Annotated in this window: 23 protein-coding genes and 1 pseudogene; 23 read left to right on the plus strand and 1 reads right to left on the minus strand. The window is 69.5% G+C overall.

The features are described from left to right. The coding region (gene tuf, locus VFC33_19735; GenBank protein ID HZR15476.1) for an elongation factor Tu at positions 1-141 on the plus strand (141 nt) is incomplete at its 5' end. Positions 142-186: 45 nt separating this feature from the next. Beyond that, the gene (rpsJ, locus tag VFC33_19740; protein HZR15477.1) at positions 187-513 is read left to right on the plus strand and encodes a 30S ribosomal protein S10; all 327 of its coding nucleotides are present in this window, start codon (positions 187-189) and stop codon (positions 511-513) included. Positions 514-643: 130 nt separating this feature from the next. Here rpsJ and VFC33_19745 read toward each other — a convergent pair whose 3' ends face one another. Further along, on the minus strand, positions 644-1,831 hold the full coding sequence (locus VFC33_19745; protein HZR15478.1) for a lipase family protein: 1,188 nt from the start codon (positions 1,829-1,831) through the stop codon (positions 644-646). A 240-nt stretch (positions 1,832-2,071) separates the two neighbouring features. On the opposite strand from VFC33_19745, the gene rplC reads away from it, so the two are divergent. The 21 genes and pseudogenes from rplC (at position 2,072) to secY (ending at position 13,109) form a co-directional block, all read left to right on the plus strand. Next, positions 2,072-2,725 (plus strand): 50S ribosomal protein L3, encoded by a 654-nt coding sequence (gene rplC, locus VFC33_19750; protein ID HZR15479.1) that lies wholly within the window; start codon positions 2,072-2,074, stop codon positions 2,723-2,725. Then, positions 2,725-3,411, plus strand: a complete 687-nt coding sequence (gene rplD / locus VFC33_19755; protein ID HZR15480.1) for a 50S ribosomal protein L4 — start codon at positions 2,725-2,727, stop codon at positions 3,409-3,411. Before rplC ends, rplD begins: the two co-directional genes overlap by 1 nt. Further along, the gene (gene rplW, locus VFC33_19760) at positions 3,408-3,704 is read left to right on the plus strand and encodes a 50S ribosomal protein L23 (GenBank protein ID HZR15481.1); all 297 of its coding nucleotides are present in this window, start codon (positions 3,408-3,410) and stop codon (positions 3,702-3,704) included. The genes rplD and rplW overlap by 4 nt, the downstream gene beginning before the upstream one ends. 2 nt (positions 3,705-3,706) lie before the next feature. Next, a complete protein-coding gene (gene rplB, locus VFC33_19765; protein ID HZR15482.1) occupies positions 3,707-4,543 on the plus strand; it encodes a 50S ribosomal protein L2 in 837 nt (278 codons plus the stop codon). 3 nt (positions 4,544-4,546) lie between these two features. Then, positions 4,547-4,825, plus strand: coding sequence for a 30S ribosomal protein S19 (gene rpsS, locus VFC33_19770; GenBank protein HZR15483.1), 279 nt, complete (start codon positions 4,547-4,549; stop codon positions 4,823-4,825). Between the two features lie 12 nt (positions 4,826-4,837). Further along, positions 4,838-5,530: a 50S ribosomal protein L22 gene (gene rplV / locus VFC33_19775; protein HZR15484.1), complete on the plus strand. Its 693-nt coding sequence runs from the start codon at positions 4,838-4,840 to the stop codon at positions 5,528-5,530. A 2-nt stretch (positions 5,531-5,532) separates the two neighbouring features. Continuing rightward, positions 5,533-6,153 (plus strand): annotated as a pseudogene (gene rpsC / locus VFC33_19780) (30S ribosomal protein S3). 424 nt (positions 6,154-6,577) lie between these two features. Continuing rightward, positions 6,578-6,994, plus strand: a complete 417-nt coding sequence (rplP, locus tag VFC33_19785; protein ID HZR15485.1) for a 50S ribosomal protein L16 — start codon at positions 6,578-6,580, stop codon at positions 6,992-6,994. Between the two features lie 2 nt (positions 6,995-6,996). Then, positions 6,997-7,218: a 50S ribosomal protein L29 gene (gene rpmC, locus VFC33_19790; protein HZR15486.1), complete on the plus strand. Its 222-nt coding sequence runs from the start codon at positions 6,997-6,999 to the stop codon at positions 7,216-7,218. Between the two features lie 3 nt (positions 7,219-7,221). After that, positions 7,222-7,503, plus strand: coding sequence for a 30S ribosomal protein S17 (gene rpsQ, locus VFC33_19795; protein ID HZR15487.1), 282 nt, complete (start codon positions 7,222-7,224; stop codon positions 7,501-7,503). Between the two features lie 136 nt (positions 7,504-7,639). Continuing rightward, positions 7,640-8,008: a 50S ribosomal protein L14 gene (gene rplN, locus VFC33_19800; protein HZR15488.1), complete on the plus strand. Its 369-nt coding sequence runs from the start codon at positions 7,640-7,642 to the stop codon at positions 8,006-8,008. Positions 8,009-8,010: 2 nt separating this feature from the next. Next, positions 8,011-8,334, plus strand: a complete 324-nt coding sequence (gene rplX / locus VFC33_19805) for a 50S ribosomal protein L24 (protein ID HZR15489.1) — start codon at positions 8,011-8,013, stop codon at positions 8,332-8,334. Beyond that, a complete protein-coding gene (gene rplE, locus VFC33_19810; protein ID HZR15490.1) occupies positions 8,334-8,918 on the plus strand; it encodes a 50S ribosomal protein L5 in 585 nt (194 codons plus the stop codon). The genes rplX and rplE overlap by 1 nt, the downstream gene beginning before the upstream one ends. Positions 8,919-8,922: 4 nt before the next feature. Then, positions 8,923-9,108 carry a type Z 30S ribosomal protein S14 gene (locus tag VFC33_19815; protein ID HZR15491.1) on the plus strand — a complete coding sequence of 62 codons (186 nt, stop codon included), beginning with the start codon at positions 8,923-8,925 and terminating at the stop codon, positions 9,106-9,108. A gap of 12 nt (positions 9,109-9,120) precedes the next feature. Beyond that, positions 9,121-9,525 carry a 30S ribosomal protein S8 gene (rpsH, locus tag VFC33_19820; GenBank protein HZR15492.1) on the plus strand — a complete coding sequence of 135 codons (405 nt, stop codon included), beginning with the start codon at positions 9,121-9,123 and terminating at the stop codon, positions 9,523-9,525. 76 nt (positions 9,526-9,601) lie between these two features. After that, positions 9,602-10,141 carry a 50S ribosomal protein L6 gene (gene rplF / locus VFC33_19825; protein HZR15493.1) on the plus strand — a complete coding sequence of 180 codons (540 nt, stop codon included), beginning with the start codon at positions 9,602-9,604 and terminating at the stop codon, positions 10,139-10,141. 23 nt (positions 10,142-10,164) lie between these two features. Beyond that, entirely contained in the window at positions 10,165-10,521 is a 357-nt protein-coding gene (rplR, locus tag VFC33_19830; protein ID HZR15494.1) for a 50S ribosomal protein L18, read from the plus strand. Between the two features lie 19 nt (positions 10,522-10,540). After that, positions 10,541-11,089 (plus strand): 30S ribosomal protein S5, encoded by a 549-nt coding sequence (rpsE, locus tag VFC33_19835; GenBank protein HZR15495.1) that lies wholly within the window; start codon positions 10,541-10,543, stop codon positions 11,087-11,089. A gap of 1 nt (position 11,090) precedes the next feature. Continuing rightward, positions 11,091-11,276, plus strand: coding sequence for a 50S ribosomal protein L30 (rpmD, locus tag VFC33_19840; GenBank protein HZR15496.1), 186 nt, complete (start codon positions 11,091-11,093; stop codon positions 11,274-11,276). After that, positions 11,273-11,764 carry a 50S ribosomal protein L15 gene (rplO, locus tag VFC33_19845; GenBank protein ID HZR15497.1) on the plus strand — a complete coding sequence of 164 codons (492 nt, stop codon included), beginning with the start codon at positions 11,273-11,275 and terminating at the stop codon, positions 11,762-11,764. The genes rpmD and rplO overlap by 4 nt, the downstream gene beginning before the upstream one ends. A 43-nt stretch (positions 11,765-11,807) precedes the next feature. Beyond that, a complete protein-coding gene (gene secY, locus VFC33_19850; protein HZR15498.1) occupies positions 11,808-13,109 on the plus strand; it encodes a preprotein translocase subunit SecY in 1,302 nt (433 codons plus the stop codon). Positions 13,110-13,123 lie beyond the last annotated feature (14 nt).

Genomic DNA, 13,123 nt, shown 5'->3' on the forward strand with positions numbered 1-13,123 from the left:
GAGATGGTCATGCCCGGTGACAACACCGAGATGACCGTCGAGCTCATCGCCCCCATCGCCATGGAAGAAGGCCTCCGCTTCGCGATCCGCGAAGGCGGCCGCACCGTCGGCGCCGGCCGCGTCACCAAGATCATCAAGTAGCCTCGGGCGCTCTGCTCACCTCGACGCGAACGGAACGCGGCTGTCATGCCTGACGCGAAGGGCCAGAAGATCCGGATCCGGCTCAAGGCCTACGATCACGAGATCATCGACCAGTCGACCAAGAAGATCGTCGAGACGGTCGTGCGCACCCAGGCGAAGGTGCGCGGCCCGGTGCCGTTGCCGACCGAGATCCACCGCTACTGCGTCGTGCGCGGCCCTCACGTCGACAAGGACTCGCGCGAGCACTTCGAGATGCGGATCCACAAGCGGCTGATCGACATCGTCGAACCGACGACGAAGACGGTCGAGTCGTTGCAGCGCCTCGACCTCCCGGCGGGCGTCGACATCGAGATCAAGCTGCAACAGGTGTAGGGGCGCGGCGGGAGCCTCTCGCTGCGCTCGGTCTCCCGCCTGCGCACGCAACCGGCCGGCGACCGACACTCCCGCCGCTTGGCGCGCGTTACCTCGCCGGGTCGCGTTACGTCGGGTGACGGGTTCGGCGTCAGTGTCTGCAGTTGTTCACGGATGGCGCGCCTGACAAGCGTTGATCGAACCACTGCGTGATCTGCGGTGTCGCGGTCGCGACCTCGGTGCCGTGGTTGGCTCCTGGTAGGTCGAGGCGTTGGGTGACCTGGCCCACGCTGCAGAGGCGTTGCATCAGCGCGTCGACCCTGGGCTCGACGACGTAGGTGTCGGCGGTGCCCGAGACGAGGAGCAGCGGTGACGGGCTCGCGACGTGGCCGGGATCGTTGGCGAGGATGACCGAGCGGGCGGGCTCCTTGTCGAGCGGGAACACCCGGTAGAAGGAGTCGGCGGGGATCGGCACGAACGCGGCGGTGATCCGGTCGAGGCACCCGGTGTCGATGACGGCGTCGCGTGCCGCGACCTCGCTGCTCACGTAGTCGCGCGGCTTCACCTGCGGATGGTCGGCCGCGAGCCCGTAGAGCGCCATGACGCCGACGATGCGGGGGACGATCTGGTCGGCCGGGCCGAAGGTGCCCGCGAGCTCGGCGGCCGGCGCGAGCGAGACCGTCCCGAGCAGGTGCAGCTCGGGCGCGTACGACGCCGCGAGCTGGTTCGTGAAGAGCGCGGCGTGGCCACCCTGGGAATGGCCGATCGCGAGCCAACGCGTTCCTGCGTGCGAGCCGGGCAGCGCGCGGGCGGCGCGCACCGCGTCGATCACGCTGTGCGCCTCGTCGGGCCCGGAGAGGTACGGGTGGCGTTCGCCGGTCGGGCCGAGGCCGATGTAGTCGGTCGCGACCGCCACGCCGCGTACGCCGAACGCCGGCGCGGGCGTTCCCGAGCGCGACGGCGCGCACGGCGACGCGAGTCCCGTCGTGCCGTGTGCCCACGACACCACCGGCCACCCGCCGGCGGGTGCGGGGCCGGTCGGTACGGTGACGACGCCCGTGACGGCACGGTCGTGATGACGGACGTCGAGCGAGTGGTACATGACGCGGTATGTGCGCGCGCCCGAGCGCACGCCCAGGTCCTCGACGCGGATCAGCTGCCCGGGTAGCCCCCGCGGCAGCGGCTTCGGCACGCGGTAGAACGCGTCGAGCGGCCCCGTGAACGTCTCGGGCCGGGGCTGCTTCGCGCCGCTCTCCGCGCGCGCGGACCCTCCGCCGCTGCACGCCGCGGTGACGATGGCGAGCACCGCGACGACGGTCGCAACACGGGCGCGGGGCATCGGTTCCTCCTCGACGGCGCGGCGGGTCGTCAGCCTGCCGCGTCCCGAACGACGGCGTCCGGGCGTTTCGCCTCGGGCCCCGGGATCCGTTAGGATCTCTGGGCTCACCAATCGACGTCTGCGCCTGCCGCGCTCGCGGGACAGCGCAGCACAACCGAACCACGCTCCGCCGGGATCCTTCCCCGCGGAGCGTTCGCGTGAGCACAGGCCTCACGCCGGCTCAGGGGAAAGACGCCTCTCATGGCCACCAAAGGGATCCTCGGGCGCAAGCTGGGAATGACCCAGCTCTGGGACGCCGACAATCGGATCGTGCCCGTCACCGTCATCGCGGCGGGGCCGTGTCGCGTCGTGCAGCTCAAGACACCCGAGCGCGACGGGTACTCGGCGGTGCAGCTCGCGTTCGGCGAGGTGAAGGCACGCCGGTTGAACAAGCCCGAGCTCGGTCACCTGCGCAAGGCGGGCGTCGACCCGAGCCCGCACCTCGCGGAGCTGCGCGTCGACGACCTGTCCGCGTTCGAGGTCGGTCAGGTCGTGCGCGCGGATCTCTTCGGGGCCGGCGACCGTGTCGACGTCACGGGCATCTCGAAGGGCAAGGGGTTCAGCGGCCCGATGAAGCGGCACAACTTCAAGGGCCAGGGCGCGTCGCACGGCAACCACAAGAAGCACCGCGCGCCCGGCTCGATCGGTGCGTGCGCGACACCGGCACGCGTGTTCAAGGGCACGCGGATGGCCGGGCAGTACGGCCACGAGCGGGTGACCACGCTCAACCTGCAGGTCGTGGAGGGTGACGCCGAGCGCGGCCTCCTGCTCGTCCGCGGCTCCGTCCCCGGTCCGACGGGCGGCCTCGTGTTCGTCCGCGACGCGGTGAAGCGCGCGAACGCGGGAGCGCAGTGATGGCGACCATCACGGTGAAGCAGGCGACCGGCGACGATGCCGGCACGGTCGACGTCCCCGACGCGCTGTTCGGCATCGAGCCGAACGTCGCCGTCATGCACCAGGTCGTCACCGCGCAGCTCGCGGCCGCGCGCTCCGGCACGCACAGCACGCGCACGCGCGCCGAGGTGGCGGGCGGTGGCTCGAAGCCGTGGCGGCAGAAGGGCACCGGCCGGGCACGGCAGGGATCGATCCGCGCGCCGCACTGGCGCGGCGGTGGCATCGCGCACGGCCCGAAGCCGCGTGACTACCGGCAGCGGACGCCCAAGAAGATGATCCGGCTCGCGTTGTGCTCCGCGCTGTCCGACCGCGCCGCCGACGGGCGCATCACGGTCGTCGACGAGTGGGGGATCGACGCGCCGCGCACGAAGGATGCTGTTCGCGTGCTCGAGGCGCTCGGCCTGCGCGGCGGCGATGGCCGCGAGGAGCGTGTCCTGCTCGTGCTCGCTCGGCACGAGGAGGCGGCGTGGAAGTCGTTCCGCAACCTCGGCGAGCGCGTGGCGATCGTGCTGCCCGAGGAGCTGAACACCTACGACGTCCTCGTGAGTGACCGGCTCGTCTTCAGCCGGGCGACGCTCGACACGACGGTCGCGCGGCTGTCCGGTCGGGCAGAGGACGCGACGAACGACCCGGAGGACGCGGAATGAACGGCCGCGACCCGCGCAACGTGATCATCCGGCCCGTCGTGTCGGAGAAGTCGTACGCGGCGTACGACGAGAACGTCTACACGTTCCTCGTCGCGCCCGACGCCAACAAGATCGAGATCAAGCAGGCGGTCGAGTCCATCTTCGGCGTCCATGTCACGAACGTGAACACCATGAACCGGGCCGGGAAGCGCAAGCGCAACCGGCGCACCGGGACGTGGGGGAAGCGCCCCGATCAGAAGCGTGCCGTCGTGTCGCTCGCCCCGGGCGACCGGATCGAGATCTTCGGGAGCTGACGATGCCGATCCGCAAGCGCAAGCCGACGAGCGCGGGACGCCGCTTCCAGACCGTGTCGGACTTCGCCGAGGTCACGAAGGACCGTCCGGAGAAGTCGCTCACGAAGCCGAAGCCGAAGACGGGCGGCCGCAACGGATACGGGCGGATGACGTCGCGCCACCGCGGCGGTGGGCACAAGCAGCGCTACCGCGTCGTCGACTTCCGTCGCGACAAGGACGGCGTGCCGGCGAAGGTCGCGGCGATCGAGTACGACCCCAACCGCAACGCGCGCATCGCGCTGCTGCACTACCGCGACGGCGAGAAGCGCTACATCCTCGCTCCCGCGCAGGTCGCCGTCGGCGACATGTTGCAGAGCGGTCAGGGGTCGGAGATCCGGCCCGGCAACGCGATGCCGTTGCGCTACATCCCGGTCGGCACGACGGTCCACAACGTCGAGCTGAAGCCGGGCGCCGGTGGCAAGCTCGCGCGCGGCGCGGGCGCGTCCGTCCAGCTCGTCGCGAAGGAAGGTCAGTTCGCGACGCTGCGACTCCCGTCGACGGAGATGCGGCGTGTCCCGATCGACTGCCGCGCGACGATCGGACAGGTCGGCAACACCGAGGCCGCGCTCGTCTCCGTCGGCAAGGCCGGCCGGGCGCGGTGGAAGGGCAAGCGCCCGCACGTGCGCGGTGTCGCGATGAACCCGGTCGACCACCCGCTCGGTGGCGGCGAGGGGAAGAGCTCGGGCGGCCGGCACCCCGTATCCCCGTGGGGCAAGCCCGAAGGGCGGACGCGCCGTCGGGGCAAGCCGTCGGACAAGTTGATCGTGCGTCGTCGTCGTGGTCGCGGCGCTCGGAGGTAGTCGATGCCGCGCAGTCTGAAGAAGGGTCCGTTCGTCGACGAGCACCTGCGCGTGAAGGTCGAGCGGATGAACGCCAGCGGCGAGCGTCGCGTCATCAAGACGTGGTCGCGCCGTTCGACCATCACGCCCGAGATGGTCGGCCACACGCTCGCGGTGCACGACGGCCGCAAGCATGTCCCCGTCTACGTGACCGAGGCGATGGTCGGCCACAAGCTCGGCGAGTTCGCGCCGACGCGCACGTTCCGGTACCACGCCGGCCAAGAGCGCTCGAGCCGGCGATGAGGGGTGTCGACGGTGCCTGAGACACGCGCAACACTCCGCTACTCCCCGACGTCGCCGTACAAGGTGCGCGCCGTCCTCGACCTGATCCGCGGCGTCGAGGTGGGCGAGGCGCGCCAGCAGCTGCAGCTGTGCGGGCGTGACGCGGCCGACGAGGTGCTGAAGCTCCTCGACTCCGCGATCGCCAACGCGGAGGAGAACGACCACCTGCCTGCCGACGAGCTGTACGTGTCGCGAGCGTGGGCCGATGAGGGGCCGACACAGAAGCGCTGGCGGCCACGAGCGCGCGGTCGCGGGACGCGCATCCGCAAGCGGACGAGCCACGTCACCGTCGTCGTCGCGCGCTACAGCGACGAGCAGCTGCAGGAGCGCGCGCGTCGCGATGCCGCGTCGGGTCGTGTGCCGGACCGTCGCCGTCGCGTGCAGCGCCGCCGCCGTCCGCAGCGCGAGGCCGCGGCGACCGAGGAGGTCGAGACCACGGAGGCGACCGAGGGCGTCGAGACCCCGGTCGAGGAGACCCCGGTCGGCGAGACGCCAGAGACCGGCAGCGACGAGACCCGCAGCGATGAGACCGGCAGCGACGAGACCGGCAGCGACGAGACGGGCACGGAGGAGACCGGCGCCGAGGAGAGCGAGCAGCTCGAGGCGGTCGGGGACGCCGAGACCGAGGCGGGCGCGTCCGCAGACGAGACGGAAGAAGAGGCGTAGCCATGGGTCAGAAGGTCAACCCGTACGGCTTCCGTCTCGGCGTGACGACCGACTGGAAGTCGCGGTGGTTCGCCGAGGACGAGGCCTACACCGACGCGCTCGTCGAGGACTGGAAGGTCCGCGACTACCTGCGCAAGCAGTTGGAGCGCGCGGCAGTGAGCCGGATCGAGATCGAGCGCACGCGCGACCGGTTGCGCGTCGATCTGTACACCGCGCGGCCGGGCATCGTCATCGGCCGGCGCGGCGCCGAGGCCGACCGGCTGCGCGCCGGTCTGCTGAAGATCACCGGCAATCCCAAGATCCAGCTGAACATCCAGGAGATCAAGCAGCCCGAGCTCGATGCCAACCTCATCGCGCAGGGCGTCGCCGATCAGCTCGCCGGTCGTGTCTCGTTCCGGCGGGCGATGAAGCGCGCCGTGCAGACGGCGATGAAGGCCGGCGCGCAGGGGATCCGCGTGCAGTGCAGCGGTCGGCTCGGCGGGGCGGAGATGTCGCGAAAGGAGTGGTACCGCGAGGGTCGCGTTCCGCTCCACACGCTGCGCGCCGACATCGACTACGGCCAGGCCGAGGCGCGTACGACGTTCGGCCGCATCGGCGTGAAGGTGTGGATCTACAAGGGCGACATCCTCCCGTACAAGTCCGCGGCCGAGGAGAAGATCTCGCGCGAGGCGGCGATGGCCGTCGGCGAGACGTCCGGTCAAGGACCCGGCCGGCGGGTCGTGAGCGCGGGCGGGGGACGCCGTCGTGCTGCGGCCGCGCAGGCACAACCCGCCGAGGGTGGCGCGCCCGAGGAGGGCGCGGCCGACGAGACCGCCGCCCTCGTGAAGGAGGCGGACCCCGAGCTCGAACGGCTCCTCGCCGAGGAGGAGGAGATCGAGCGCCGCACGCGCCAGCACCACGAGACCCCGCACTTCAGGGGAGACGAAGACTGACCATGTTCTCTGCCGCGCTCGCAAGCTCGCCGCGACGGGCGACCAACGGCACGGCCCGGCGGCCGGGAGACCCGTCCGCCTGTCGGTCGTGCCTCTAGCACGGAGATTCGTTCTGATGTTGATGCCGCGGAAGGTTCGTCATCGGAAGGTGCAGCGGGGCCGCATGGACGGCGCCGCCAAGGGCGGCACGCGCGTCAACTTCGGCGACTACGGCATCCAGGCCCTCGAGCCGGGCTGGATCACCAACCGCCAGATCGAGGCCGCTCGTATCGCGATGACCCGCTACATCAAGCGCGGCGGGAAGGTGTGGATCAACATCTTCCCGGACAAGCCCGTCACGCAGAAGCCGGCCGAGACGCGCATGGGGTCGGGGAAGGGCAACCCCGAGCACTGGGTCGCGGTCGTGAAGCCGGGACGCGTCATGTTCGAGCTGTCCGGTGTCCCCGAGAACACGGCGCGCGAGGCGATGCGGCTCGCGATGCACAAGCTCCCGATCAAGTCGCGCTTCGTGCTGCGCCACGAAGAGGTGTAGCGATGGCGAAGGCGAAAGAGCTGCGCGAGCTGAACGACGACGCGTTGCTCGCGCGTCTCGCCGAGGCGCGCGAAGAGCACTTCAACCTCCGGTTCCAGAACGCGACGGGTCAGCTCGACAACACCTCGCGGCTGCGCGAGGTGCGGCGCGACATCGCGCGGCTGCTGACGTTCCTGCGCGCGCGAGAGATCGAGGCCGCCGAGGCCGAGCAGGGCGAGGAGTAGGCGATGGCCGACGACACCACGCAGGCGGAGACGCGCGCCAACGGACGCAAGGTCCGTGAAGGCCTCGTCGTTTCCACCAAGATGGACAAGACGCTCGTCGTCGCGGTCGTCGACCGTGTGCAGCACCGGCGCTACCGCAAGACCGTGCAGCGCACGCGGAAGCTGTACGTCCACGACGAGACGAATGACGCGCGCCAGGGCGACCGGGTCCGTGTCGCGGAGACGCGTCCGCTGTCGCGCACGAAGCGCTGGCGCCTCGTCGAGGTCCTCGAGCGGGCGCGGTAGATGGAGCGCAGCGTTCACACCGTGCGGTGCCCGAAGCGAGCGGCAGCGAGCGCAGGGCACTCGCCAGCGAGCGATGGATACGCGTCGAGCAAGGCGAACACCGGAGCCCTGCAGTGACTGAGCGAGCGAGAAGACATTGATCCAGCAGGAGTCACGACTCAAGGTGGCCGACAACTCCGGGGCCAAGGAGGTGCTCTGCATCAAGGTCCTCGGGGGAACCCGCCGCCGCTACGCAGGCATCGGCGACGTGTTCGTCGCGACCGTGAAGGACGCCGTCCCGGGGGCCGCGGTCAAGAAGGGCGACGTCGTGAAGTGCGTCGTCGTGCGAACGAAGAAGGAGAAGCGTCGCGCGGACGGCAGCTACATCCGCTTCGACGAGAACGCAGCCGTCCTCATCAACGACCAGATGCAACCGCGCGGGACGCGCATCTTCGGACCGGTCGGGCGCGAGCTGCGCGACCGCCGGTTCATGCGCATCGTCTCGCTCGCACCGGAGGTGCTCTAACCGTGAAGAGCACGGCGAAGCTGAAGATCCACAAGGGTGACCGGGTCCGCGTGTTGAAGGGCAAGGACATCGGCAAGGAGGGCGAGGTCACCCGCGTCCTGCCGGACCACCGCCGCGTCATCGTCGAGGGCGTGAACATCGCCAAGCGTCACCAGCGCGCGACGCGGGCGACGATGCAGGGCGGGATCATCGACAAGGACATGCCGATCGACATCTCGAACGTCGCACTCGTGTGCTCGTCGTGCGGTCCGACCCGAGTCGGGTACCGCGTCGACGACGAGGGCAACAAGGTCCGCGTGTGCAGGAAGTGCGGAGGTGACGTCTGATGGCCGCGCCCGCACCGGCGCGCCCCGTGCCGCGGCTCAAGACGCGCTACCTCGAGGAGCTGCGTGGGCAGCTGCAGTCCGAGCTGTCGCTCGGGAACGTCATGCAGGTGCCGCGGCTCGAGAAGATCGTCGTGAACTGCGGCGTGGGTCGCGCCACCCAGCAGTCGTCGCTCCTCGACGGCGCGATCAACGACCTCACCGTCATCACCGGGCAGAAACCGGCGGTAACTCGCGCGAAGAAGTCCATCGCGGGGTTCAAGCTCCGCGAAGGCAACGCGATCGGCGTGAAGGTCACGATGCGCGGCGACCGGATGTGGGAGTTCTACGACCGACTCGTGAGCGTCGCGATCCCCCGCATCCGTGACTTCCGCGGGATGAACCCCGACTCGTTCGACGGGCGGGGCAACTACACGTTCGGCATCACCGAGCAGCTGATCTTCCCGGAGATCGACTACGACAAGATCGACACCGTGCGCGGCATGGACGTCACGATCGTGACGACCGGGCGCACGGACGACGAGGGCCGCGCGCTGCTCCGGGCGCTCGGCTTCCCGTTCCGCCGTCCCGGCCAGACGCAGGGGTAGTGCATTGGCGAAGAAGGCATTGATCGAGAAGCAGCGGCGCGCACCGAAGTTCAAGGTGCGCTCGTACACGCGGTGTCGCCGCTGCGGCCGATCGCGCTCCGTCTACCGGAAGTTCGGCCTGTGCCGGATCTGCCTGCGCGAGCTCGCGCACCTCGGCGAGGTCCCCGGTGTCACCAAGGCGTCGTGGTGAGGGGGTGAGGCGATGACGATGACCGACCCGATCGCCGACATGCTCACCCGGATCCGCAACGCGAACACCGCCTTCCACGACGACTGCGCGATGCCGTCGTCGAAGCTGAAGGAGGCACTTGCCGGCATCCTCAAGAGCGAGGGCTACATCGAGGACTTCCGTGTCGAGGACGACCCGACCCGCCCGGGCCGGCGACTCGTCATCGACATGAAGTACACGCCGGACCGTCGCCGCACGATCTCGGGCATCAAGCGCGTGTCGAAGCCCGGCCTGCGCGTCTACACGAAGGCCGAGAAGGTTCCCCGTGTCCTCGGTGGCATGGGGATCGCGGTGCTGTCCACCAACCAGGGTCTGATGACCGACCGCGAGGCGCGGGAGCGTCGCGTCGGCGGCGAGATCCTCTGTCACGTCTGGTAAAGGAGACGAAGCGGAGGCCTGGGCGGAGCCCGGGAGGCCGAAGCGAAGTCGACCAATCGAGATAGCGAGCGTTCGCATGTCCCGCATCGGCAAGAAGCCCATCCCGATCCCGTCCGGCGTCGACGTGACGATCGCGGACGGTCACGTCGCGGTGAAGGGTCCGAGAGGATCGCTCGAGCTCGACGCGCCCGAGGGCATCACGGTGGCGCGTGAGGGCGACGAGCTGATCGTCACGCGCCCGGACGACGAGCGCGAGCACCGCGCGCTGCACGGGCTGACTCGCTCGCTCGTCAACAACATGGTCGTCGGCGTGTCGGAGGGCTTCGTACGCGAGCTCGAGATCGTCGGCGTCGGCTACCGCGCGACGGGACAGGGCCCGGACCGGATCGAGCTCCAGGTCGGGTACTCGCACCCCGTCCCGGTGCGCGCGCCGGAGGGTGTGACGTTCGAGGTGCCGAGCCCGACGCGCATCGCCGTCCGTGGGTTCGACAAGCAGCTGGTCGGCCAGGTCGCGGCCGACATCCGCAAGATCCGCAAGCCCGAGCCGTACAAGGGCAAGGGCATCCGCTACGCCGGCGAGCGTGTCCTGCGCAAGGCCGGCAAGAGCGCCAAGTAACCGAGGAACCGGGGACGAGAGCGATGCCTGTCAGTCGACAGCTCAGCCGGGAGCGGCGTCACCGCAGGGTGCGCAAGAAGGTGCGCGGCACCGCCGAGCGGCCGCGTCTGTCGGTGTTCCGCTCCAACCGTCACATCTACGCGCAGGTCGTCGACGACGTGAGTGGCCGTACGCTCGCGGCTGCCTCGACCGTCGAGGCCGACCTGCGCGACGGCTCGACCGGCACGGTCGACGCCGCCACGACCGTGGGCAAGCTCGTCGGTGAGCGCGCGCGGGCAGCCGGGATCGAGAGCGTCGTCTTCGACCGCGGGGGCTTCCGCTTCCACGGTCGTGTGGCCGGCGTCGCGTCCGGCGCGCGCGAAGCCGGGCTCCGCTTCTGAACGCTTCCGAGAGGTAGTCATGCCTGAAGGCCAGTACGAAGAGCGCGTGATCGCGATCAACCGCGTGGCGAAGGTCGTCAAGGGCGGCCGGCGCTTCTCCTTCACCGCGCTCGTCGTGGTCGGTGACGGCAACGGGAACGTCGGGCTGGGCTACGGCAAGGCGAAGGAGGTCCCGGCCGCGATCCAGAAGGGGATGGAGGAGGCGCGCAAGAACCTCTTCGCTGTGCCGATCGCCGGCTCCACGATCACCCACACGATCCTCGGCGAGCACGACGCCGCGCGCGTCCTGCTCAAACCGGCGGCGCCCGGTACCGGTGTCATCGCGGGTGGCGCGGCGCGGGCGATCCTCGAGGCGGCCGGCGTGCGCGACGTGCTGGCGAAGTCCCTCGGGTCGTCGAACGCGATCAACGTGTCACGAGCGACGATCGAGGGCCTCCGCGGCCTCCGCCGGCCCGACGAGGTCGCGAAGCTGCGCGGCAAGTCGGCGGAAGAGGTCTCCGCACCCGGGATGCTGCGCGCGTACCGCGACGCCGCGACGCGCAAGGCCGAGCCGACCGAGGTCGCGTGACATGGCCGCGAAGCTGCGCGTCACGCTCGTCCGTTCCGTCATCGGCGTGAAGCCGAAGCAGCGCGGCACGATCCGTGCCCTCGGCCTGAAGCGCATCGACCACACCGTCGAGCACGCCGACCGTCCCGAGATCCGGGGGATGCTCGCCCGGGTCCCGCATCTCGTGCGCGTGGAGGAGATCTCGTGAAGGTCCACGACCTGAAGCCGCCGGAGGGTTCGCGCCGGCCGCGCCGTCGTGTCGGCCGCGGCATCGCGGGCAAGGGAGGCAAGACCGCGGGCCGCGGCATGAAGGGACAGGGCGCGCGCGACACCGTGAAGCCGGGGTTCGAGGGTGGTCAGACCCCCCTCATGCGGCGCACGCCGAAGGCGAAGGGGTTCAAGAACCCGTTCCGCATCGAGTACAGCGTCGTCAACCTCGACACGCTCGAGGCGTTCGACGCGTCGAGCACGATCGACCCGGACGCGCTGCGAGCGCGGGGGCTGGTGCACAAGCACGGGTTGGTGAAGGTGCTCGGCCGCGGTGAGCTGACGAAGCCGCTGACTGTGCGTGCGCACGCCTTCTCGGCCGCCGCGACCAGGGCGATCGAGGCCGCCGGGGGAACCACGGAGACTCTGCCGCTGCCGTACCGGACGGGCCGTCCACCTGCCCGGGGCAATGCCCTGATGAACCGGTAACCTGAGCAGCCTTCCCTAGCGACCGAGGAGGACGGCGCACCCCATGCTCTCCCGCCTCCGGAACATGTTCCGGGTGCCCGACCTGCGGAAGAAGATCCTCTTCACGCTGCTGATCGTCGCGATCTACCGGATCGGGACGCACATCCCGGTCCCCTACGTCGACTTCCAGCAGATCAAGAACCTCGAGCACCAGTCGAAGAACAGCGGTGTCGTCGGCTTCCTCGACCTGTTCTCGGGCGGCGCGCTCACGAACGTCGCGGTGTTCTTCCTCGGCATCATGCCGTACATCACCGCGTCGATCATCATGCAGCTCCTCGGCGTGGTGATCCCCAAGCTCGAGGAGTGGCAGAACGAGGGCCAGACCGGCCAGAAGAAGATCACCCAGTGGACCCGGTACCTCACCGTCGGTCTCGCGGTGATCCAGGCGACCGGCTGGGTGTTCAGCCTCCACCAGGGCTCGAGCGGACTGCTCGGCTTCGTCGGCTTCCAGGGCAAGGACATGATCCCCGGGTTCAACGCACCGCGGGCGATCCTGATCATCCTCACCTGGACGGCCGGCACCGCGATGGTCATGTGGCTCGCCGAGCTCATCACGCAGCGCGGGATCGGGAACGGGATGTCGATCCTGATCTTCGCGTCCGTCGTGTCGCGCCTTCCCGCGCAGGGAAGTCAGCTGTTCTCGCAGGGCAGCAAGTTCCAGTTCTCGGTGATCTGCATCATCGGCATCGGGATGATCGTCGGCATCGTCTTCGTGGAGTCGGGGCAGCGTCGCATCCCCGTCCAATTCGCGAAGCGCGTCGTCGGCCGTCGCATGTACGGCGGCCAGAGCACGTACATCCCGCTGAAGGTGAACCAGTCGGGGGTGATCCCGCCGATCTTCGCGAGCTCCGTGCTCGCGTTCCCGGCGTTGATCGCGAGCGCCAGCCCGTGGAAGGGCTTCCAGAAGTTCGTCAACGACCAGCTCATCCAGCGTCAGAGCTGGTTCTACATCGGGTGCTACGCGCTGCTGATCATCTTCTTCGCGTACTTCTACACGGCGATCGCGTTCAACCCGCAGCAACAGGCAGACATCATCCGAAAGCAAGGCGGGTTCATCCCCGGCATCAGACCGGGACCGCCGACGGAGCGGTATCTCGCGAAGGTCCTGAACCGGATCAACCTGCCGGGATCGTTGTTCCTCGCGTTCATCGCCGTTCTGCCGCTGCTCGTCATCGCGCTCTGGAACATCCAACAGTTCCCCTTCGGCGGGGTTGCCATCCTGATCATCGTCGGTGTCGCGCTCGAGACGATGAAACAGATCGACAGCCAGCTGATGATGCGGAACTACGAAGGGTTCCTGACCTGAGCGGGCGCGTTCGC

It is taken from the genome of Acidimicrobiia bacterium (assembly GCA_035651955.1).
Lineage (GTDB): Bacteria > Actinomycetota > Acidimicrobiia > IMCC26256 > JAMXLJ01 > JAMXLJ01.